This window comes from Streptomyces sp. STR69, assembly GCF_024519455.1.
Taxonomy (GTDB): Bacteria; Actinomycetota; Actinomycetes; order Streptomycetales; family Streptomycetaceae; genus Streptomyces.
The window spans coordinates 1-21145 of sequence record NZ_JALJRY010000021.1 but is presented as its reverse complement, the minus strand read 5'-3'; the positions used below and the strand labels follow the sequence as shown (position 1 = coordinate 21145).

Here is a 21145-nt window from a genome sequence, read left to right as displayed (position 1 = left end):
TCACTTGTTGACGGAGTAGGAGTGCGCGCCGGTCCCCGCCAACGCGCCCCCGTCGACGATCAGATACTCGTCGCGGATCGGCCGCCCCGCGAAGAACGCCTCCAGGATCTCCCGGGTGCCCGCCGCGTACCGGGCCTGCGCCGACAGCGAGGAACCGGAGATGTGCGGGGTCATCCCGTGGTGCGGCATCGTGCGCCAGGGGTGGTCCGCCGGAGCGGGCTGCGGGAACCACACGTCACCGGCGTAACCCGCCAACTGCCCGCTGCGCAGCGCCCGTTCGACGGCGTCCCGGTCGACGATCTTCGCCCGCGCGGTGTTGATGAGATACGCGCCGCGCTTCATCTGCGCGAGCAGTTTGTCGCCGAACAGCCCCTCCGTCTCCGGGTGCAGCGGCGCGTTGATGGTGACGACATCGCAGTGCGGCACCATGTCCTCGGCGCTCTCGTGCCAGGTCAGCCCCAACTCCCGCTCCACGTCCTCGGGCAGCCGGTACCGGTCGGTGTAGTGCAGCTTCACGTCGAAGGGCGCGAGCCGCCGCAGCACCGCGAGCCCGATCCGCCCGGCGGCGACCGTCCCGACGTGCATGCCTTCGAGGTCGTACGAACGGGCCACGCAGTCCGCGATGTTCCAGCCGCCGTCGAGCACGACCTGGTGGGAGGGCAGGTAGTTGCGCACGAGGGACAGCGTCATCATCACCACGTGTTCGGCGACGCTGATGCTGTTGCAGTACGTCACTTCGGCGACCGTCACGCCGTGCGAGATCGCCGCGTCGAGGTCGACGTGGTCGGAGCCGATGCCGGCGGTGACCGCGAGCTTGAGGTTCTTCGCGGCGGCGATCCGCTCGGGGGTGAGGTACGCGGGCCAGAACGGCTGCGAGATCACGATGTCGGCGTCGACCAGTTCCCGGTCGAAGACCGAGCCCTCGCCGTCCTTGTCGGAGGTGACGACGAGGGTGTGCCCGTTGGCCTCCAGGTAGGCGCGCAGGCCGAGTTCACCGGAGACGCTGCCGAGGAGGTGGCCCGGGGTGAAGTCGACCGCCTCGGGGGTGGGGGTGGTCTGGCCGCCCGGGTAGTGGTCGATCACGGGCAGGTCGTCGCGGGCGTACGAGGTCGGGTAACCGTCGGTGGGGTCGTCGTACAGGACACAGAGAACCTTGGCCATGTCGCGGCTCCTCAACTCCGTTGGCGGAAGGTGAACTTCACGATCCTCGGGGTGAATCGCCCTGGTCAAAGCGAACGTTGCTATGCCGGGATAGCCCGCGTCTATCAGCGGTCGTCCCCCAGGTAGGTGTGCAGGAGTTCGTCGAGGGCGTCGCGTACGCCCGCTTCCCGCGCCACCTTCAACAGGGCCTCCGCCAGCACCGATTGGGGCTCGCTGCGGGCGACGACCAGTCCTACCCGTGGCCCGTGCGCGGGTCCCTTCAGTGGTACCACCCGCATCCCGACCGGGACGTCGAACATGTGCAGCCACGCGTGCGAGATCACGCTGGACCAACGCCCGCCGGGGAGCAGGGTGTAGAGCCCGGCGACGCTGTCCGACTCGATCGCCGGGGAGACCGTCGCCCCCTCGGCGGCGAAACACTCGTCGATGATGCGGCGGTTGCGCATCCGCGAGTTGAGCAGGCAGAGCGGGAGCGTGGCCGCCTGGGCCCAACTCGCCCTGGAGACACCGCCGAGCGGCCCGTCGACGGGGGTCAGGAGGACGTACCGCTCCTCGTAGAGCGGGAGGCGGCGGACGTTGCGCAGGGCGTCGTCGTCCAGGTAGGTCATCGCCGCGTCCAACTCGAACTCGGCGAGCCCGTGGGTGATGCCGACGGACGACAGCGACTCCAGGGCGACCCGGGCCCGGGGATGCCGTTCGCAGAACGGGGTGGTGAGGAGGGAGGCGGCGGGCAGCGCGGTCGGCACCACGCCCAGCCTCAGCGTGCCGGTGAGGCCGCCGCGCAGGGTGGACAACTCCTGGTGCAGGGCGTCCCGTTCGGCAAGGATGCGGTGCGCCCAGGCGAGCACCACCTCGCCCTCGGGGGTCAGCCCCTCGTACTTTCTGCCGCGCCGTACGATCGGTACGTCCAACTCGTGCTCCAGTCGGCGGATCGCGGCCGACAGCGAGGGCTGCGAGACATAGCAGGCCGCCGCGGCGCGCGCGAAGTGCCGCTCACGGGCGAGCGCGACGAGGTACTCCAGCTGACGCAACAGCATCCCTGACCTCCCCTGTGACGTGCAGGTTAGGCGCTGTCCGTCCGGCACAACAGGGCCGCCCACAGATCCAGGCGGTCGTAGAGGCTGGAGAGGTCGCGGCCGGTGAAGTGCTCGATACGACCGATGCGGTAGTGCACGGAGTTGACGTGCAGATGCAGCGCCTCCGCGGTCCGCGCCCAGGAGCCGTCACAGGCGAGGAAGGTCTCCAGGGTCTCCAACAGGACGGCGTTGCCCCGCAGTTCACCGAGAACGGTCCGGCTGAAGGCGGTACGGACCTCGCCCGGCACACCGGTGAGCAGCGCGTCGAGCCCGGTGAGCGTCGAGGCGTCGGTGAGCACGGAGCCACCGCGTGCGGTGCCGCGCGCCGAGGTGAGCGCGTAACGCGCCTGCGCCAGGGCCCCGTTGAGATCCTTCGCCTCGGCCACGGTCGCCCCGGTCCCGCCGTAGAGCGGCACGGCCGGCTCACTGGCGGCGACAAGCGGCCAGACCTCGCGGAACGCGTCGGCCTCACCCCGGGTGACGACCGCGAACGCGGTTCCGTCGGGCAACCGCCCTACGGCTCCGACGCCTTGGGGCAATGCGGCAAGCGCGGCGCCGCCCGCCGACCGTTCCCCAGCCCCAGCCCGCGCGACCGCTGCACCGCCCGGCGCCCGCCCCTCAGCCCTCTCCCCCGCCACCACATGCGCGACCACTTCCGCCAACGCACCCTCGGCCAGCCCGGCCCGCTGTGCCCCGGTCTCCGCGACCAGCACGCGGTACGGCCCGTCCGCCGGCAGCCCACAGGCCCGTAGCGCCGTCGCCACGACGGAGGGATCCGTACCGGGCACGGCGAGCAGTGCCCCCAACTCGTCGGCCGTCCGCCGCTCTTCGGCCCGCGACCGGACCCGCGCCTCCTGGCAGCGCCCCAGCACCGAGGCCAGTTCGTGCAGCATGCACGGCGGTGCGTCGTCGAGGTCGGGCAGGCAGAGGTGCCAGCGCTCGTAGGGCGAGACCCCGTCGGCGTCGACGGGGAGGGCCTCCGCAAGCAGCTCGGCCGCCCATCTGCAACTCCCGCGCGCGGACTGCCGGTTGGCGGAGGAGGCCGTACTGCATCCTGATGGCCGTCTGTCGTTGAAGGAGCTGCACGCGGCCGGTGCGGCGGTCGGGGTGGAGTTCACCGCCGACGGACACTTCGGCGGGACGCCCCGCTCCGTGACCTTCAACGCGCAGTGGTTCAGGGTCGCCGTGGACCCGGACTCGGGCGAGATCCGCATCCTGCGCAGTGTGCACGCGGCCGACGCGGGCAAGGTGATGAACCCGATGCAGTGCCGGGGCCAGGTGGAGGGCGGGGTCGCCCAGGCGCTCGGCGCGACCCTCTTCGAGAACGTCCGCATCGACGAGCACGGCGCGGTGGAGACGGCCGCGTTCCGCCGCTACCGGCTGCCGCAGTACGCGGACGTGCCGCGCACCGAGGTGCACTTCATGGAAACGGCGGACGCCATCGGGCCGTTGGGCGCCAAGTCGATGAGCGAGAGCCTCTTCAACCCGGTCGCGCCCGCGTTCGCCAACGCGCTGCGGGACGCGACGGGCGTCCGCTTCACCGAACTTCCGCTGACCCGCGACCGGGTGTGGCTGGCACTGGCCAACTCGCCGCGCCGTACCCCCCGTCCACCCGTATCGCACTGATCCCACTGATGTGCCGGGCCCCGCAACGGTCCTGTGGAAGCACCAGTTGCGGTCCGGCACGGTCGAGCGGAGTGTCATCGATGCTGACAGCGAGCAGAACAGGGGCATGAGCGAAGTCGGGATCGATCTCGGCCCAGGACAGCAGCGCGTGGTGCCCGTCCGTACCGCTCACCGCGATGAGGAAGCGCAACCGGTCCTTGCGGCGGACGGGGTCGAACCCGGGACCGGCCGCGGACAGGACGTCGTAGAGCCGTGGTCCCGCGAAGCGGTGGACCTGGGTGCCGCTGGTGGCGCACTCGAAGCTGACCCGGACCCGGTGCAGCGGCCAGTTCAGCAGATCCGGCACGGTCAGCCGGGTGGGCCGGGCCAGGTCCCCCGTCAGGTCGAGCTGCGCGAGCGTCACGAGCCATCACCTCCCGGAATGTGGTACCCGGACGGCAGTCCCGTACAAACGCACATGCACGCCCCGCAAGCAAATAGTGCAGCTCATGCGATGCGACAGGAGACTTATGCCTGGCAAATGCGGCAGTATCATCGCGGCACGGCCGTTACGGCCGCCGAAGGGCGCGACAACCGCTTTCATGAGCACCTTTCATGAAGAGACCAGAGGAGTAGAACCGTGATGACCCGTTCCGCGCGTCGGACCCGCCGGACCCTGCAGGTTGCGGGGGCCGGAGCCGCCGCGCTGCTGGCCCTGAGCGCCTGCTCCTCCAGCGACGACTCGTCCTCCTCGAAGTCCGACACCTCGGCGTCCGCGTCCCCGAAGATGTCCGGCACCGTCACCGTCTTCGCCGCCGCCTCGCTCAAGGAGTCCTTCACGACCCTGGGCAAGGAGTTCGAGACTGCGCACCCGGGTACCAAGGTCACCTTCAACTTCGCGGGCAGCGACACCCTCGCCGCGAGCATCACCAGCGGTGCCCCGGCCGACGTGTTCGCCGCCGCGAGCCCCAAGACCATGGCGATCGTCACGGACAAGGGCGACGGTGTCGGCACACCGGCCACGTTCGTGCGCAACCAGCTGGAGATCGCCACCCTGCCGGGCAACCCCGACAAGGTGACCTCCCTCAAGGACCTCACCAAGTCCTCGCTCAAGGTCGTGCTGTGCGACAAGACGGTGCCGTGCGGCGCCGCCGCTCAAAAGGCGCTCACCGCAAGCAAGTTGAAGCTCACCCCGGTGTCGTACGAGGAGGACGTCAAGTCGGCCCTCAACAAGGTGGTGTTGAAGGAGGCCGACGCGGCGGTCGTCTACAAGACCGATGTGCACGCGGCAGGTGACAAGGTGGAGGGCGTGGAGTTCCCCGAGTCCGCCGACGCCATCAACGACTACCCGATCGTCCTCCTGAAGAACGCGCCCAACGCCGTCGCCGCCAAGGCGTTCATCGCGCTGGTGCAGTCCGCCGAGGGCCAGAAGGTGCTGTCCGCGGCGGGCTTCCTCAAGCCGTGACCCAGCTCGACACCTCCGACGCCGCGGCCGAGACCCTGAAGGGCGGGCCGCGGCGTCGCCGTGTCCGGATGACCGGACGCGGGGTGCCGTTGCCCCTCCTGCTGCCCGCACTCATCGGCCTGGCGTTCCTGCTTCTCCCGCTGCTCGCCCTTCTCGTGCGGGCCCCCTGGCGGTCGCTGCCGTCACAACTCACCAGCACGGAGGTCTGGCAGGCGCTCCAACTCTCCCTGCTGAGCGCGACCTTGGCGACAGCGGTGTGTCTGGTGCTGGGCGTGCCGCTGGCCTGGCTGCTGGCCCGCACGGAGTTCCCCGGCCGCCGCTTCGTCCGCGCCCTGGTGACACTCCCGCTGGTCCTGCCCCCGGTGGTGGGCGGAGTGGCGCTCCTCCTGGCCCTCGGCCGCAACGGTGTCGTGGGCCAGTGGCTCGACTCGTGGTTCGGCATCACGCTTCCCTTCACCACGACCGGTGTCGTGGTCGCGGAGGCGTTCGTGGCGATGCCGTTCCTGGTCATCAGCGTCGAGGGCACCCTGCGCGCCGCCGACCCGCGCTACGAGGAGGCCGCCCAGACCCTCGGCGCCTCCCGCTTCACGGCGTTCCGCCGGGTCACACTCCCTCTGATCGCCCCGGGCATCGCGGCCGGCTCGGTGCTCGCCTGGGCCCGCGCACTGGGCGAGTTCGGCGCGACGATCACCTTCGCCGGCAACTTCCCCGGCCGCACCCAGACCATGCCCCTCGCGGTCTACCTCGCCCTCCAGAACGACCCCGAGGCGGCGATCGCCCTCAGCCTGGTCCTCCTGGCCGTGTCGATCGCGGTCCTGGCCGGACTCCGGGACCGCTGGATGGCGACATCATGAACAACTTCGTCACCACAGCCGAAGCGGGCCTCGACGCCCATCTCGTCGTGGACCGCGGCACCTTCCGCCTCGACGTCGAACTGACCGCCGCACCCGGCGACGTAGTCGCCCTGCTGGGCCCCAACGGCGCCGGAAAGACAACCGCGTTGCGAGCCCTGGCCGGCCTGCTCGGCCTGACGGACGGTCATCTACGGCTGGACGGCGCGGAGTTGGACCGTACTCCCCCGGAGTCCCGCCCGGTTGGCGTCGTCTTCCAGGACTATCTCCTCTTCCCGCACCTCACCGCCCTCGACAACGTCGGCTTCGGCCCCCGCTGCCAGGGCGCGACCAAGGCGGAGTCCCGCGCCATCGCAGCCGAGTGGCTGGAGAGGATGGGCCTCACCGAGCACGCGGGCGCCAAGCCCCGCCGGCTCTCCGGCGGCCAGGCCCAACGCGTCGCCGTGGCAAGGGCGTTGGCGACCCGCCCCCGCCTCCTGCTCCTCGACGAACCCCTCGCCGCCCTGGACGCCCGCACCCGCCTGGACGTACGGGCCCAACTCCGCCGCCACCTCGCGGAGTTCGAGGCGGTCGCGGTGCTGGTCACCCACGACCCCCTGGACGCCATGGTGTTGGCCGACCGGCTGGTCGTGATCGAGCAGGGCACGATCGTCCAGGAGGGCACCCCCGCCGACATCGCCCGCCACCCGCGCACGGACTACATCGCCCAACTGGTCGGCCTCAACCTCTACAAGGGCAGCGCCGACGGCCACACGGTCACGCTCGACACCGGCCCCGTGATCACCACCACGGAAGATCTCCAGGGCGAGGCGTTCGTAGCGTTCCCGCCCAGCGCGGTAACTCTCTTCCGGGACCGCCCCACCGGCGCCAGCGCCCGCAACCTCTGGCACTGCGAGGTAGCGGGCCTGGAAACCCACGGCGACCAGATCCGCGTGGACCTGACCGGCGAACTCCCCCTGGCAGCAGACCTGACGACAGTCGCGGCAGCCGAACTGGACCTGCACCAGGGGGCTTTGGTCTGGGCTGCGGTAAAGGCAACCCAGACCCACTCCTATCCAACCTGAGCTACAGCGCCCCGATAGGGGCGCGGGGCTGTATCGATTTGTGGCTCCGCCACGGGGCGCGCCCAGCCACGACGGACCCGCAGCCGGAAAACTCAGTCCTCGTACGCATCCAACGGCGGGCAGGAACAAACAAGGTTCCGGTCCCCAAAGGCCTGGTCGATCCGCCGCACCGGCGGCCAGTACTTGTCGGCAACGGAAACACCGGCCGGGAAGACAGCCTCCTCACGCGAGTACGCGTGCCCCCACTCCCCACCCAGCGCGGCAGCGGTATGCGGCGCGTTCCGCAACGGGTTGTCCTCAGCCGGCCACTCCCCCGACCCGACCTTCTCGATCTCCCCACGAATCGCGATCATCGCCTCGCAGAACCGGTCCAGTTCGATCAGGTCCTCGGACTCGGTCGGCTCGATCATCAGCGTGCCGGCCACCGGGAACGACATGGTCGGCGCGTGGAAGCCGTAGTCGATGAGCCGCTTGGCGATGTCGTCGACGCTGACCCCGGTCGCCTTGCTGATCGGCCGCAGATCGATGATGCACTCGTGCGCGACGAGCCCGCCGGGCCCGGTGTAGAGCACCGGGTAGTGCGGTTCGAGCCGCTTGGCAATGTAGTTGGCGCTGAGCACCGCCACCTGCGTGGCCCGCTTCAGCCCCTCGCCACCCATGAGCCGGACGTACGCCCACGAGATCGGCAGGATGCCGGCGGAACCCCACGGAGCGGCCGAGATGGGCCCAACTCCCGTCTCCGGCCCGGCCGCCGGCTGCAACGGGTGGTTCGGCAGGTACGGCGCCAGGTGCGCGCGCACGCCCACCGGCCCGACACCCGGCCCACCGCCACCATGCGGAATGCAGAACGTCTTGTGGAGATTCAGATGCGAGACGTCGCCACCGAAGTGGCCCGGCTTGGCAAGCCCCACAAGGGCGTTGAGGTTGGCACCGTCGACGTAGACCTGCCCGCCCGCCTCGTGCACCTGCGCGCAGATGTCGGCGACGTGCTCCTCGAACACGCCGTGCGTGGACGGGTAAGTGATCATCAGCACCGAAAGCTCGTCGCGGTACTGCTCGATCTTCGCCCGCAGATCCTCGACGTCGATCTCGCCGTCCTCGGCGGTCTTCACAACGACGACCTTCATCCCGGCCATCACCGCGCTGGCGGCATTCGTGCCGTGCGCGGACGACGGGATCAGACACACGGTCCGCTGCTCGTCACCGTTGGCCCGGTGGTATCCGCGTACGGCGAGCAGCCCGGCCAGCTCGCCCTGCGAACCGGCGTTGGGCTGCAGCGACACCTTGTCGTACCCGGTGACCTCGGCGAGCCGCTCCTCCAACTCCCGGATGAGCGTGAGGTATCCCTCCGCCTGCTCGGCGGGCGCGAAGGGGTGCAGCTGCCCGAACTCGGGCCAGGTGACCGGCTCCATCTCGGTGGTCGCGTTGAGCTTCATCGTGCAGGAGCCCAGCGGGATCATGCCCCGGTCGAGCGCGTAGTCACGGTCGGCGAGCCTGCGCAGGTAGCGCAGCATCGCGGTCTCGGAACGGTGGTCCCGGAACACGGGGTGCGTGAGGTACGCGTCGTTCCGCAACAGCGCCTCGGGCAGCGTGTCCTCGGCGGTCGCGTCGAGCGCCTCGATGTCGCCGTCGACCCCGAACGCGGTCCATACGGCGGTCAGTTGGGCGCGCGTGGTGGTCTCGTCGCAGGCGATCGACACCTGGTCCGCGTCCACGAGGTGGAGGTTGACGCCGTCCTCCCGGGCCGCGGCGACGACCTCGGCGGCCCGGCCGGGCACACGTGCGGTCAGCGTGTCGAAGTAGCCGCCGTGCACGACCTCGACACCGCCTGCGGTGAGCCCGGCGGCGAGGATCGTGGCGTACCGGTGCGTCCGGCGCGCGATGCCCTTCAGCCCCTCGGGCCCGTGGTAGACGGCGTACATCCCGGCCATGACGGCAAGGAGCACCTGGGCCGTGCAGATGTTGCTGGTGGCCTTCTCACGGCGGATGTGCTGCTCGCGGGTCTGCAGGGCGAGGCGGTAGGCCTTGTGCCCGTCGGCGTCGACCGAGACGCCCACGAGCCGTCCGGGCAGGCTGCGCGCGAACTTCTCGTGCACGGCCATGTATCCGGCGTGCGGCCCGCCGAAGCCCATCGGCACCCCGAAGCGCTGGGTCGTACCGACCGCGATGTCCGCGCCCAACTCGCCGGGCGACTTGAGCAGCGTGAGCGCGAGAAGATCGGCGGCGACGGTGACGAGCGCGCCGAGCGCGTGCGCCTGCTCGATCAGCGGCTTGATGTCGCGTACGGCACCGGAGGCGCCCGGGTACTGGACGAGCACGCCGTTGATCTCACGCTCGGCGAGGTCGGCCGGGATGCCTTCGCCGAGGTCGGCGACGACGACCTCGACGCCGGCCGGCTCGGCGCGGGTCTCGATCACGGCGATCGTCTGCGGCAGCACGTCCGCGTCGACCAGGAACAGACCCTTCTTGTTCTTGCCCATGCGCCGCGACAGCGCCACGGCCTCGGCGGCGGCCGTGCCCTCGTCGAGCAGGGAGGCGCCGGAGGTCGGCAGCCCGGTGAGGTCGGCGACCATGGTCTGGAAGTTGAGGAGGGCTTCGAGCCGGCCTTGGGAGATCTCCGGCTGATACGGCGTGTAGGCCGTGTACCAGGCCGGGTTCTCCATGACGTTGCGCAGGATCACGGGCGGGGTGAAGGTCCCGTAGTACCCGAGCCCGATCATGGAACCGAGGACCTCGTTGCGGTCCGCGAGGGAACGCAGTTCGGCCAGCACCTCGGCCTCGGTGCGGGCGCCCGGCAGGTCGAGGGAGTCGGCGTTCTTGATCACATCGGGGACCGCGGCGGCCGTGAGCTCGTCGAGCGAGCCGTAGCCGACCTGCGCGAGCATCTTGGCCCGCGCTTCCTGGTCGGGACCGATGTGGCGCTGCTCGAACGGAATGCCCTGTTCGAGCTCGGAGAGCGAAGTGCGAGGGGCGGTCATTTGGGAGGCCTCCTGGTCGGACACGACCTTCGAGGGCACCACGACAGTGGGGTGCCCGGACGGCCTCCCCCTCTGTCATCTCAACCTGAGAGCTTCACCGGCCACCCGAAGGTCACCGGTTTTCACCGTCGGTGAGAGCGAGAGCCGTCGCCGGCACCCGCCCTGCTTTCCAGAGTGACCTCGTCCGTGCGGTACGTGAGCCTGAGAGATTCCGGGGAGGATTTGCTCCTTCGGCGCCTCCGATGAAGTCTGGAGGACTCTCCCGCACGGGGTCAGCAGCCGCTGGCCAGCCTACCAGCGAGCGGTGAAGCCGAGCTTTCGAGTGGCCACCGAACCGAATGTGCTCTTTTGTAGAGTTTACGGATGAGTTGCGACCAGGAGGAGGGCCCGTGCAGACCGATATCGATCCGCGCAACCTGATCGGCCGCAAGGCGTTCGACCGCACCGGCGCCAAGATCGGCACGATCGACGAGGTCTACCTCGACGACGCGACCGGCGTACCGGAGTGGGCGGCCATACGCACCGGCCTGTTCTCCAGGGACGCCTTCGTCCCCCTGGAGCCCAGCGAACTGATCGAGGGCACCCTGCACATCCCCTTCGACCGCTCCCTGATCAAGGACGCCCCCGACTTCGGCGTCGGCCGCCACCTCTCCCCCGACCAGGAACTCCAGCTCTACCACCACTACGGCCTCGACGTGGCCCCACCGCCCTCCCTCCCGGACCGCGACTTCGGCAAACTGGCGGGCTCGGACGACACCTGAACCGAAGCGGCGGGAGGGTCGGCGGGTCTTCGACCTTCCGGGGGCGGCGCCACCAACTGCCCTGATGCTGCGGTCAGTTCACCCGCGTCTCGCGTCACCAACGGCAGTGGCTCCGCCGGCTCCAGCTCCGGATCGTCGGTCCGGAAGGTCCGGACCCGCCCGGGCCCGGCATCCTCCGGCGCTTCGAACCGCACGGTGACCCGCCCCAGCCCGCTGCCCTGCACCCACCCGTGCCCGAACCCCGAGTGATGCACGTCGTGGCCTGCCGGCCAGCGCCGCTCCACGGGTGCCGTCTGCTCCCCGCCGGCTTCCTCCTCCGTGTGCTCCTCCTCAAGAAGGTCGGCCTGTTCCCCCGCCGCCTGCGCGAACAGGTCCTCCTGCGTGTAGTCGGCGAGCCCGGAGACGCCCACCCCAAGGAGCCGCACCCCGCCCGTGGTGTCCACGGAGTCCAGCAACCGCGCCGCGGCCTCCCGCACCACCCCCGGATCGTCGGTGGGCCCACGCAAGGTCTCGGACCGGGTCAGCGTCGAGAAGTCGTACCGCCGCACCTTGAGCACGATGGTCCGCCCCGACAGCCCGGCACCCCGCAGCCGCCGCACACACCTGTCGGCGAGGCGCTGCACCTCCAAGCCCACTCGGATCCGGTCGTGGATGTCCACGTCGTAGGTGTCCTCGACCGACACCGACTTGGTCTCCCGCTCGGCCACCACGGGCCGCTCGTCGTGCGCGAGCGCCATGGCGTACAGCGCGTGCCCGTGGGCCTTGCCCACCAGCCGTACGAGCTCGTCCTCGCCCGCCTCGGCGATCTCGTCGACCGTGGTGATCCCGGCCCGCCGCAGATGGTCGCCCGTCGCCGGACCGACGCCGGGCAGCGTGCGCACCGACAACGGCCCCAGCAACGCCCGCTCGGTGCCGGGCTCGATCAGCACCAGTCCGTCGGGCTTGGCGCGCTCGGAGGCGATCTTCGCGATCATCTTGGAGGCGGCGAGGCCGACCGAGCCGGTGAGGCCCGTGACCGCCCGTATGTCGGCGCGCAGTCGCTCCCCGGCCCGGCGCGCCGACTCGGCGTCCCAGGCCGCCTCACCGGCCTCCAGGTCCACGAACGCCTCGTCCAGGCTCAGCGGCTCCACAAGCGGCGACAGCGCCCGCAGCAGCGCCATCACCTGCTCGCTGATCGACCGGTAGAAGCCGAAGCGCGGCACGAGATACGCGGCGTTCGGAGCGAGTCTGCGCGCCTGGGCCATGGGCATCGCCGAGTTCACCCCGAAGACCCGTGCCTCGTACGACGCGGTGGCGACCACCCCGCGCGGCCCGAGCCCGCCCACGACGACAGCCTTCCCGCGCAGGCTCGGCTTGGACGCCTGCTCCGCCGAGGCGAAGAAGGCGTCCATGTCGAGATGCAGGATCGTGGGCGCGGTTCTCACATCTCCGATGCTGCCCTACGCCACTGACAATGCCCCGTTACGGCTCCTGCCGGGCCCTCAGACGGCCCGGTTGCGCCGCCTGGCCAGCTCGTCGGCGGGGTTGGACCCGACGAGCGTCTCGCCGGTGTCGACGCGCTCCCCGTGCAGTTGCGACAGGGCGCTCTCCACATCCCGCCACACCACGCCCACGGCGATCCCGAAGACGCCCTGACCGCCCTGGAGCAGGGCGTGGACCTCGTCGGGGGAGGTGCACTCGTAGACCGTGGCGCCGTCGCTCATCAGCGTCATGCGCTCCAGATCGCGGAAGTCGCACTCCCTCAGGTGCAGAACGGCGCTGCGGATGTTCTGCAGCGACACGCCCGTGTCGAGGAACCGCTTGACGATCTTCAGGACGACCACGTCCCGGAAGCTGTAGAGCCGCTGTGTCCCCGACCCGTGCGCGGGCCGCACGCTGGGCTCGACGAGCCCGGTACGCGCCCAGTAGTCCAGTTGCCGATAGGTGATGCCGGCCGCCGCACAGGCCGTAGGGCCCCGGTAGCCGATCTGCTCGGACGCCATGGACGTCGCCCCTCCGCTGCTCGGCACGGCAGTGGGTCGATGCGGAGCGTGATCGGCCGCACTGCCATGAAGCGGGTACGGGCCACTGTCCCCGAAACTGCGTTCCGGGGCACCCCCAGCCGTACCGTCGCCGCTGCTTCTCACGCCGACCTCCGTCCTTGACCTGCCTTCTCGACGGTAGGCAGTCACCAGGGGTGCGTCAACGATCGCCACGCTAGGCACGCCGAGTGATAATCACCCTAGGAGTGGTTTCCCGTACCCCACCGCGGGGAAAGGCTAGCCGAATGCGCTCGCGGGGGGCCGCAGGACGCTCTCACACGCCGGTGGCAAATGCCAGCATTTCTCTGCCGGCCCTCGATCTCACTGGCTGTTGGTCCCGAAGTCCTCGGGCGAGATCTGGTCGAGGAACTCGCGGAACTTCTCCACCTCGTCCTCCTGCTCGTCCGGGATCGCGATGCCCGCGTCGTCGAGCACGCCGTCGCTGCCGTAGATCGGCGTCCCGGTGCGCAGTGCCAGCGCTATGGCGTCGGACGGGCGGGCGCTCACCTCGACTCCGCTGGCGAACACCAGCTCGGCGTAGAAGACGCCCTCACGCAGATCCGTGATGCGCACTTCGGTGAGCTCCTGGCCGACGGCCTCCAGCACGTCCTTGAACAGGTCGTGGGTCAGCGGTCGTGCGGGGGCCATGCCCTGCTGTGCGAAGGCGATCGCCGTCGCCTCCCCGGGCCCGATCCAGATGGGGAGGTAGCGGTCGCCTCCCACTTCACGCAGGAGCACGATCGGTTGGTTGGAGGGCATTTCGACCCGGACACCTACGACATCGAGCTCGTTCACACAGCAACCCTAGGCCGTGCCCGGGACGTTTGGGTAGTCGGGCCGAGAACGGGTGACCGATCAGGCGGCCGCAATCCCGTCCGGCTCAGGGCAGGCGCACGCCGAGCGCGGTCTGCACCAGCGCCGCGTGCAGCTTCACCGTGAGCCCCGCCAGCTCCTTCGTACGGGCCTCCGCGTGGGCCCTTGTCTGCGGATTGCGGTGCCGCTTCAACGGCGCGACCACCTGGTCGACGAGCCCGGCCTCACGGTCCGCGGCGGCCTTCATCGCGCGCAGGTGCCGCGGTTCGATCCCGAACCGCCCCAACTCCAGGACGAGGCCGGCCACGGTGACGGCTTCCGCGTCGTACACACCGTCCGGCAGCGGAGCGATGAGCCCGTACGACTCCCACTCGTCGAGCTCCTGCTCACCGATCCCGGCGGCGGCCAGCAGCTCGGCCCGCCCGATCCGGGCCACTGTGGGGCCCTCCACGGGCTCCAGGACGACTTCGCCGTCCCGCTGACGGCCCACGGCGGGCAGCGGGGCGGCTTCCCCGCGCTCCATGGCGTCGAGATGCTCGCGGATCACCTTGAGCGGCAGATAGTGGTCCCGCTGCATCCTCAGGACATGGCCGAGGCGTTCGACGTCTGCGGGGCTGAACTTGCGGTAGCCGGAAGGGGTCCGCTGCGGCTCGATGAGCCCCTCCGACTCCAGGAAACGGATCTTGGAGATGGTGACTTCGGGGAACTCGTCGTGCAGCGTGTTCAGCACCGTGCCGATGCTCATCAGCCCGGTGTCCGTGGCGGCGGTACCGTGCCCGGCACCGCCGCTCGGTGTTTGAAGCATGGACCTTCCTGGGGGAATCCCCCGGACCCAGTCCGAGGGAGGGTCAGTAACCCCGCTGGCTCGCGTAGAACACCAGCCGGTACTTGCCGATCTGCACCTCGTCACCGTTGGCCAGCGGGACCGAGTCGATGCGCTCACGGTTGACGTAGGTGCCGTTCAGGCTGCCGACGTCGGCGACCGTGAAGGAACCGTCGGCAACGCGCCGGAACTCCACATGACGGCGCGAGACCGTCACGTCGTCCAGGAAGATGTCGCTCTGCGGGTGACGGCCGGCCGTGGTCAACTCGCCGTCCAGCAGGAAGCGGCTGCCCGAGTTCGGACCGCGCCGCACCACCAGGAGCGCCGAGCCCAACGGCAGCGCGTCGACGGCCGCCTGCGCCTCCGGGGAGAGCGTCGGCATCTGCGTCTGGCCGGTCACCTCGGCGTCGTAGGCCTCAAGACCGGAGATGGAGATGGTCGACGTCGTCTCGGACGCGCGCTCCGGAGTTACGCCGGGTCGCAGCGGCGCACCGCAGTTGGAACAGAAGCGGCTGTTCTCCGCGTTGCGGTTACCGCACCTCGTACACACCAGGGCCGACATAGGGGAAAACCCTCCACCCGTACTTGAGGTTGACGGTTGTCCGAAACCTATGTCGCCGGACTGCGCAGGGTCAACCGATGGCGCGCCCTGACCAGCGACCTGGTCACGGAACAGCGGACGCTGGCCCTCTGCGTCCGGTTGTGCGCGATGGCGAGCGGTCTGATTGTCGCTGCTCTCTTTCGCACTCTTGCCGAACAACTTCGCAAACAACTTCACGGGCGATTCCCCTTGACCGAAACAGACCCGCCCGTGGGGCAGGACGAACCCTGATTGAACACACCGGTCGACCCGGACATCCTCACAACGTCCGTATCCACCAGACAGTTTCCACCACGCACCACCCAATCGGTGCGTCGACCCCCCGCAACCTCATGCCCTCGCCGGACGGTCCCCATGCACCCCCGGTTCACCGGGAGGACGACCGAGCGTAGTCAGGCTGCTTCGCGGCCCGCAAGGCATCCACGACGATCTTGCTCGACCGCCCGACGGTAACGGTGGCCTGCTCCTTCTCAAGAGTCTGCACCACGCCTCCAGGGATGTTGAGCGCCGGTTCGAGATCCTGCGGCTTGCCGATGACCTTGAAACGATAGGGGGCGTTGATCTTGTTCCCGTCGACACTCACGCTCTTGTCGGAGTCCGTCAGATAGGTGCCGGCCACCACGCGTACGCCGTTCACCTGGATCGCCTCCGCACCGGCCGCGCGCAACTCCTGGACCGCATCGAGCAACATGTCCGCCTCGACCGTTCCCTTCGTGTCATCGATGGTCATCGTGATGCCGGGTCCCTGCGCGGCCACGGTGCCCGCCAGGATGCCGAGCTGCTTCTCCTTCTCGGCCGTCTGCTTGCGGGCCTCCTCGGCCTGGTCGGAGCTGTTCTCCAGCTCGTCGCGCTGTTTCTGCAGACCCTGCTTCTCGTCCTCAAGACGCTGAGTACGGTCGTCCAGTTCATCGAGAATGCGCACAAGATCTTCCTGCCGGGCCCCACGCAGCGCGCTGTCACTGTTGCTGTTCGAGGCGACCTGCACGGCCAGCCCGAAGCCCAGGCCAAACAGCAGCACGGCGACGATGAGTTGGGCCCTGCTGGCGCGCGGCGGCCACAGCCCCTGCACCAGCCGCTGCCGACCCGTGACGGCGGGAGCGGACTTCTCCTCTGTGACCGGCGCCTCCGAGGAAGCAGACGCCGGTACCTCTTCGGGCAGTTCCCGGCGCAGCCTGTTCTCCGGCTGCTCGTCCTCGTTGCTCATCTACCTCACGCCCGGAAGACGTGCCGGCGGATGGCCGCGGCGTTGGAGAAGATCCGGATCCCGAGAACGACCACGACACCCGTGGACAGCTGGGCGCCGACGCCCAACTTGTCGCCCAGGAACACGATCAGCGCAGCCACGACCACGTTCGACAGGAACGACACCACGAAGACCTTGTCGTCGAAGATGCCGTCGAGCATCGCCCGCAGCCCACCGAAGACGGCGTCCAGCGCCGCGACGACGGCGATCGGCAGATAGGGCTCCACGACCACCGGCACCTCAGGCCGGACGAGAATTCCGGCCACCACTCCCACGATGAGGCCCAGTACGGCGATCACGATGTGCCCTTCTCAGTTCTCGGCTGTGCTGTTCGTACGATCACACTCGGCGCGGCGGGCAGCCGGAGGTCGCTCTCCACGGCGATGGTCGCCCTGATGCCGTAGTTGTCTTCCAGAGCGTTCAGATAGAGCCCGTCGGCACCGTTCTGGAACCTCGTGCTCAGACGCTTGCCGTCCCCCACCGCGAGCACCGTATAGGGCGGCACCAGTGGCCTGTTGTCGACCAGTATCGCGTCACCCGCGGCCCTGATCGCGGACAGCGCCGTCAGCCGCTGCCCGTTGACGGAGATGGCCTCGGCACCCGCCGCCCACAGTCCGTTGACCACGCGCTGCATGTCGCGGTCGCGCACCCGCCCGGTGTCGGAGAAGTCGGCGGTCTCGCGCGGGTTGTCGCCCCCACCGCTGCTGGCTTCCCTCGCGTCGTCGACGACGAGCTTCACACCGGGGCCGTGCACCGCGGTCGCACCGGACAGCATGCTCACCAGGTCCGCCTGGCCGCTGCCGCCGCTCGTCTTCAGCGCCGCCCGCTGCCGCGCGCTCACGTCGTCCCGGAGCGTGTCGACGGTGCCTTCCAGCTTGTCCGCCGACTTGGTCTCTTTGTCGATACGGTCGATCAGTTCCTGGCGCTCCTTGGCCACCACGGGGGCGGCCACCCGCGCCTGTGCCGCTCCCAGGGTCACGACAAGGGCCGCCAGCACCAGGCCGGCGGCGAGACCGAGTTTCGTCCGGAGGGGCTTCGGCATGCCGCTCGCGCCCGCGGACTTCTTCCGGGCGGCGGCCTCGGCGTAACCCTCGTCGAGGCTGTGGTCCATGACGTTGGTGAGCAGCGACATGGATGCGTCCGGACGCGCAGGGCGCGTGGGTGTGCTCCGAACGGGGGGCTGCTGCGGCATGCCGCACATCGTCGCACGTGGTGGCCTGTACCTCCGAATGGCCCCACCGGCGTGCCGGACAGGCCCCCTTGGGGAGGCATGTCCGGCACGCGCGCGTGGTCCGCGTTTTACCGTCCTGCGCTGTCCACGACTGCCGACCACTCGTCCAACAGGGCCTGCGCGGAGGCGTCGTCCGGCCCCTCGGCCCACAGGTGCGTGACCGCTTCGGCCGGGTCGGGCAACACCATCACCCAGCGACCGTCGGTCTCCACCACCCGTACCCCGTCCGTGGTGTCGACAAAGCGATCACCGGCCGCTTCCACGACCCGGCGCATCACAAGTCCCTTGACTGCCCAGGGAGTCGCGAGGTCCCGCTTCAGGACGTGCGCCCGAGGAATCCGGGCGTCGATCTGACTCAGCGTGAGTTGCGTCCGCGCCACCAGCCCAATGAGTCGTACGAAGGCTGCGGCGCCGTCGAAGACACTGCTGAACTCCGGGATGATGAACCCGGCCTTGCCGTCGCCGCCGAAGATGGTCGACTCGTCGCGCCCGACCCTGGTCAGGTCGTCCGGCGAGGTCGTCGTCCATTCCACCTGGGTCCCGTGATAGGCCGCCACCTGCTCGGCGATCCTCGTGGTGGTCACCGGCAGCGCCACCCGCCCGCTGCGCCGCTCTGCGGCCACCAGGTCGAGCATCACGAGCAGGGCCCGGTCGTCCTCGACGATCCGCCCCTTCTCGTCGACGAGCGACAACCGCTCACCGACCGGGTCGAACCGCACTCCGAACGCGGCCCGCGCGGAGGCCACGATCTCGCCGAGCCGCACCAGGCCCGAGCGCCGCGTGTCCGCGGTCTCCGTCGGCCTGGACTCGTCGAGACCGGGATTGATCGTCAGCGAGTCCACACCAAGCTTGCCGAGCAGGCTGGGCAGCACGAGCCCTGCACTGCCGTTTGACGCGTCCACCACGACCTTCAGGCCGGAGTCGGCAATTCCGGTCGTGTCGACATTCCGCAGCAGGGACCCCGTGTACGAGTCGAAGACACTGGCCGGGAAGTGCAGGTCCCCGATCTCACCGGGGAACGCACGCCGGTACTCCTGCCGCGCGAACACCCGGTCCAGCTTGCGCTGACTCCCCTGCGAGAGGTCGGCGCCCTGACTGTCGAAGAACATGATGTCGACGGAGTCCGGCACCCCGGGTGTGGTCCGGATCATGATCCCGCCGGCACTGCCCCGCGCGGTCTGCTGCCGGGCCACGGGCAGCGGTACGTTCTCCAGGTCCCGTACGTCGATGGCGCTGGTCTGCAGGGCGGAGATCACCGCCCGCTTGAGCGCACGGGCACCTCGGGAGTGGTCACGGGCCGTGGTGACCGTGGAGCCCTTCTTGAGGGTCGTGGCGTAGGCGCCGGCGAGACGCACGACGAGTTCCGGTGTGATCTCGACGTTCAGGATCCCGGACACACCACGAGCGCCGAAGAGGTGCGCCTGCCCTCTCGACTCCCAGATGACCGACGTGTTGACGAAGGCGCCGGCCTCGATCGTCTTGAACGGGTAGACCCGCACATTGCCCTGCACGATCGATTCTTCACCGATCAGACACTCGTCACCGATGACGGCGCCGTCCTCGATCCGGGCCGCACGCATGATGTCGGTGTTCTTTCCGACGACACAGCCACGAAGATTGCTGTGCTGGCCGACATACACGTTGTCGTGCACGACCGCCCTGTGCAGAAAAGCCCCGGTCTTTACGACGACGTTCGAACCGATGACGGTGTGCTCACGGATTTCGGCACCGGCCTCCACCTTGGCGTAGTCGCCGATGTAGAGCGGCCCGCGGAGAACCGCGTCGGGGTGCACCTCTGCACCCTCGGCCACCCACACTCCCGGCGACAGCTCGAAGCCGTCGATCTCGACGTCGACCTTGCCCTCCAGGACATCGGCCTGCGCCTTCACATAGCTCTCGTGAGTGCCGACGTCCTCCCAGTAGCCCTCGGCGACAAAGCCGTAGACCGGCTTGCCCTCCTTCATCAACTGCGGGAAGACATCGCCGGACCAGTCGACTGGAACATCGGCCTCGACATAGTCGAAGACCTCGGGCTCCATCACATAAATGCCCGTGTTCACCGTGTCCGAGAAGACCTGGCCCCAGGTCGGCTTCTCAAGGAAACGCTCGACCTTTCCCTCTTCGTCGACGATGGTGATGCCGAATTCCAGCGGATTGGGTACCCGGGTCAGACAGACCGTGACCAGCGCACCCTTTTCCTTGTGGAAATTGATCAGTTCGGTGAGGTCGAAGTCGGTCAGGGCATCACCGGAGATGACGAGGAAGGCATCGTCCTTCAACGCCTCTTCGGCGTTCTTGACGCTTCCGGCGGTACCGAGTGGCTTCTCCTCATTGGCATACGAGAGCTCCATGCCGAGCTCTTCGCCGTCACCGAAGTAGTTCTTGACCAGCGAGGCCAGGAACTGCACGGTGACTACGGTCTCATTGAGCCCATGCCTTTTGAGCAGCCTCAGCACGTGCTCCATGATCGGTCGATTGACCACGGGCAACAGTGGCTTGGGCATGCTTGAGGTCATGGGGCGAAGGCGTGTGCCTTCGCCTCCGGCCATCACGACGGCCTTCATGTCGGAAGCGTCCTCCTCTGAGAGACGACGGTCTAGCCGACTTCACCAGTCCAGATTGTCCCGCACTTTTCCGCAACGGGCCATCGAGCGACTGTTACCGCCCCATCGGCAAGGTCAGTCGGCCGTGGCATCCGCGCGCAGCAGGCGGCGGACTTGTACCACGTAGAGGACTCCTGCCCACCAGTACAGCGTTGTACCCCATCCGGCGAACGCCCATCCGAAAATCGCTGCGAGTGACGGAAGCCATCCACTTCCGTCACTGAGCAACAGCAACGGGAACGCGTACATCAGGTTGAACGTAGCCGCCTTGCCCAGGAAGTTCACCTGCAGCGGCGGATAGCCGTGGCGCCTGAGGACGGCCACCACTACCAACAGAACCAGCTCTCGCGCCAGCAGTGCCGCAGTCAACCAGATTGGCAGAATCTCGCGCCAGGTGAGTCCGACGAGAGTCGAGAGAATATAGAGCCGGTCCGCGGCGGGATCAAGAAGCCGGCCAAGGCTGCTGATCTGGTTCCAGCGCCGCGCGAGCTTACCGTCCAGGTAGTCGCTGATCCCGCTCAGCATCAGCACCAGGAGCGCCCAGCCGTCGCTCTTGGGGCCTCCGAACTCGGGCCTGAGGATCAACCACAGGAAGATGGGTACGCCGACCAGGCGCGCCATGCTGAGGATGTTCGGGATGGTGAGCACCCGGTCTGTCTGGACACGGGTCTCCTGGACCTCCACCCGGGGGCCTCCTGTGGGAAAACGTTCCGACGATGCCCCCTGACCTTACCCCAACGCAAAAAAGCTCTGGCTCTTGGGCTGCGTGCCCAAGAGCCAGAGCTCTAAAAGGAGTTCGGCGGCGTCCTACTCTCCCACAGGGTCCCCCCTGCAGTACCATCGGCGCTG

19 protein-coding genes, 1 pseudogene and 1 riboswitch are annotated in these 21145 nt (G+C 69.0%); of the genes and pseudogenes, 5 read left to right on the top strand and 15 right to left on the bottom strand.

Annotated features, from left to right (window positions below; genetic code table 11):
- The 3 genes from OC490_RS33185 to OC490_RS33175 all read right to left on the bottom strand — a co-directional run bounded on the left by OC490_RS33185 (window position 1) and on the right by OC490_RS33175 (window position 3130).
- Window positions 1–1161 (bottom strand): NAD-dependent formate dehydrogenase, encoded by a 1161-nt coding sequence (locus tag OC490_RS33185; RefSeq protein ID WP_262061726.1) that lies wholly within the window; start codon window positions 1159–1161, stop codon window positions 1–3.
- A 104-nt stretch (window positions 1162–1265) separates the two neighbouring features.
- Window positions 1266–2198: a LysR family transcriptional regulator gene (locus tag OC490_RS33180; protein ID WP_262061725.1), complete on the bottom strand. Its 933-nt coding sequence runs from the start codon at window positions 2196–2198 to the stop codon at window positions 1266–1268.
- Window positions 2199–2224: 26 nt separating this feature from the next.
- A complete protein-coding gene (locus OC490_RS33175; RefSeq protein ID WP_262061857.1) occupies window positions 2225–3130 on the bottom strand; it encodes a PucR family transcriptional regulator in 906 nt (301 codons plus the stop codon).
- Between the two features lie 97 nt (window positions 3131–3227).
- Here OC490_RS33175 and OC490_RS33170 point away from each other — a divergent pair.
- Window positions 3228–3863 (top strand): annotated as a pseudogene (locus tag OC490_RS33170) (xanthine dehydrogenase family protein molybdopterin-binding subunit); the annotation flags it as partial.
- Here the strand turns inward: OC490_RS33170 and OC490_RS33165 are convergent.
- Complete coding sequence (locus tag OC490_RS33165; protein WP_262061724.1) at window positions 3775–4266, bottom strand: molybdopterin-dependent oxidoreductase; 492 nt, start codon at window positions 4264–4266, stop codon at window positions 3775–3777. The pseudogene OC490_RS33170 and the gene OC490_RS33165 overlap by 89 nt on opposite strands.
- 219 nt (window positions 4267–4485) lie before the next feature.
- On the opposite strand from OC490_RS33165, the gene modA reads away from it, so the two are divergent.
- Genes modA through OC490_RS33150 form a run of 3 tightly spaced genes read left to right on the top strand, consistent with a single transcriptional unit; the run spans window position 4486 to window position 7222 of the window.
- Window positions 4486–5307, top strand: coding sequence for a molybdate ABC transporter substrate-binding protein (gene modA / locus OC490_RS33160; RefSeq protein WP_262061723.1), 822 nt, complete (start codon window positions 4486–4488; stop codon window positions 5305–5307).
- Window positions 5304–6161: an ABC transporter permease gene (locus OC490_RS33155; protein WP_262061722.1), complete on the top strand. Its 858-nt coding sequence runs from the start codon at window positions 5304–5306 to the stop codon at window positions 6159–6161. Before modA ends, OC490_RS33155 begins: the two co-directional genes overlap by 4 nt.
- Complete coding sequence (locus tag OC490_RS33150; protein ID WP_262061721.1) at window positions 6158–7222, top strand: ABC transporter ATP-binding protein; 1065 nt, start codon at window positions 6158–6160, stop codon at window positions 7220–7222. Before OC490_RS33155 ends, OC490_RS33150 begins: the two co-directional genes overlap by 4 nt.
- A gap of 92 nt (window positions 7223–7314) precedes the next feature.
- Here the strand turns inward: OC490_RS33150 and gcvP are convergent, their stop codons facing one another.
- On the bottom strand, window positions 7315–10200 hold the full coding sequence (gcvP, locus tag OC490_RS33145; RefSeq protein WP_262061720.1) for an aminomethyl-transferring glycine dehydrogenase: 2886 nt from the start codon (window positions 10198–10200) through the stop codon (window positions 7315–7317).
- Window positions 10201–10379: 179 nt separating this feature from the next.
- Window positions 10380–10475: riboswitch (glycine riboswitch) on the bottom strand.
- Between the two features lie 114 nt (window positions 10476–10589).
- On the opposite strand from gcvP, the gene OC490_RS33140 reads away from it, so the two are divergent.
- Complete coding sequence (locus OC490_RS33140) at window positions 10590–10961, top strand: PRC-barrel domain-containing protein (RefSeq protein ID WP_262061719.1); 372 nt, start codon at window positions 10590–10592, stop codon at window positions 10959–10961.
- On the opposite strand, the gene OC490_RS33135 is transcribed toward OC490_RS33140, so the two are convergent.
- The 10 genes from OC490_RS33135 to OC490_RS33090 form a co-directional block, all read right to left on the bottom strand.
- Window positions 10883–12385: a DNA polymerase IV gene (locus tag OC490_RS33135; RefSeq protein WP_262061718.1), complete on the bottom strand. Its 1503-nt coding sequence runs from the start codon at window positions 12383–12385 to the stop codon at window positions 10883–10885. The two genes, OC490_RS33140 and OC490_RS33135, sit on opposite strands and share 79 nt — an antisense overlap.
- Before the next feature lie 57 nt (window positions 12386–12442).
- Window positions 12443–13087, bottom strand: a complete 645-nt coding sequence (locus OC490_RS33130; RefSeq protein ID WP_200716112.1) for a MerR family transcriptional regulator — start codon at window positions 13085–13087, stop codon at window positions 12443–12445.
- Window positions 13088–13303: 216 nt separating this feature from the next.
- Window positions 13304–13777 (bottom strand): bifunctional nuclease family protein, encoded by a 474-nt coding sequence (locus OC490_RS33125; protein WP_006123076.1) that lies wholly within the window; start codon window positions 13775–13777, stop codon window positions 13304–13306.
- 85 nt (window positions 13778–13862) lie between these two features.
- Window positions 13863–14600 carry a MerR family transcriptional regulator gene (locus tag OC490_RS33120; protein WP_262061717.1) on the bottom strand — a complete coding sequence of 246 codons (738 nt, stop codon included), beginning with the start codon at window positions 14598–14600 and terminating at the stop codon, window positions 13863–13865.
- A gap of 43 nt (window positions 14601–14643) precedes the next feature.
- Entirely contained in the window at window positions 14644–15525 is an 882-nt protein-coding gene (locus OC490_RS33115) for an FHA domain-containing protein (RefSeq protein ID WP_200716114.1), read from the bottom strand.
- 61 nt (window positions 15526–15586) lie between these two features.
- Entirely contained in the window at window positions 15587–16423 is an 837-nt protein-coding gene (locus tag OC490_RS33110) for a DUF881 domain-containing protein (protein ID WP_262061716.1), read from the bottom strand.
- A gap of 5 nt (window positions 16424–16428) precedes the next feature.
- Complete coding sequence (locus OC490_RS33105; protein ID WP_019059351.1) at window positions 16429–16761, bottom strand: small basic family protein; 333 nt, start codon at window positions 16759–16761, stop codon at window positions 16429–16431.
- The gene (locus OC490_RS33100) at window positions 16758–17594 is read right to left on the bottom strand and encodes a DUF881 domain-containing protein (protein WP_262061715.1); all 837 of its coding nucleotides are present in this window, start codon (window positions 17592–17594) and stop codon (window positions 16758–16760) included. Before OC490_RS33100 ends, OC490_RS33105 begins: the two co-directional genes overlap by 4 nt.
- Window positions 17595–17761: 167 nt before the next feature.
- Window positions 17762–20257 (bottom strand): mannose-1-phosphate guanyltransferase, encoded by a 2496-nt coding sequence (locus tag OC490_RS33095; protein WP_262061714.1) that lies wholly within the window; start codon window positions 20255–20257, stop codon window positions 17762–17764.
- 114 nt (window positions 20258–20371) lie between these two features.
- Entirely contained in the window at window positions 20372–20980 is a 609-nt protein-coding gene (locus tag OC490_RS33090; RefSeq protein WP_262061713.1) for a CDP-alcohol phosphatidyltransferase family protein, read from the bottom strand.
- Window positions 20981–21145 lie beyond the last annotated feature (165 nt).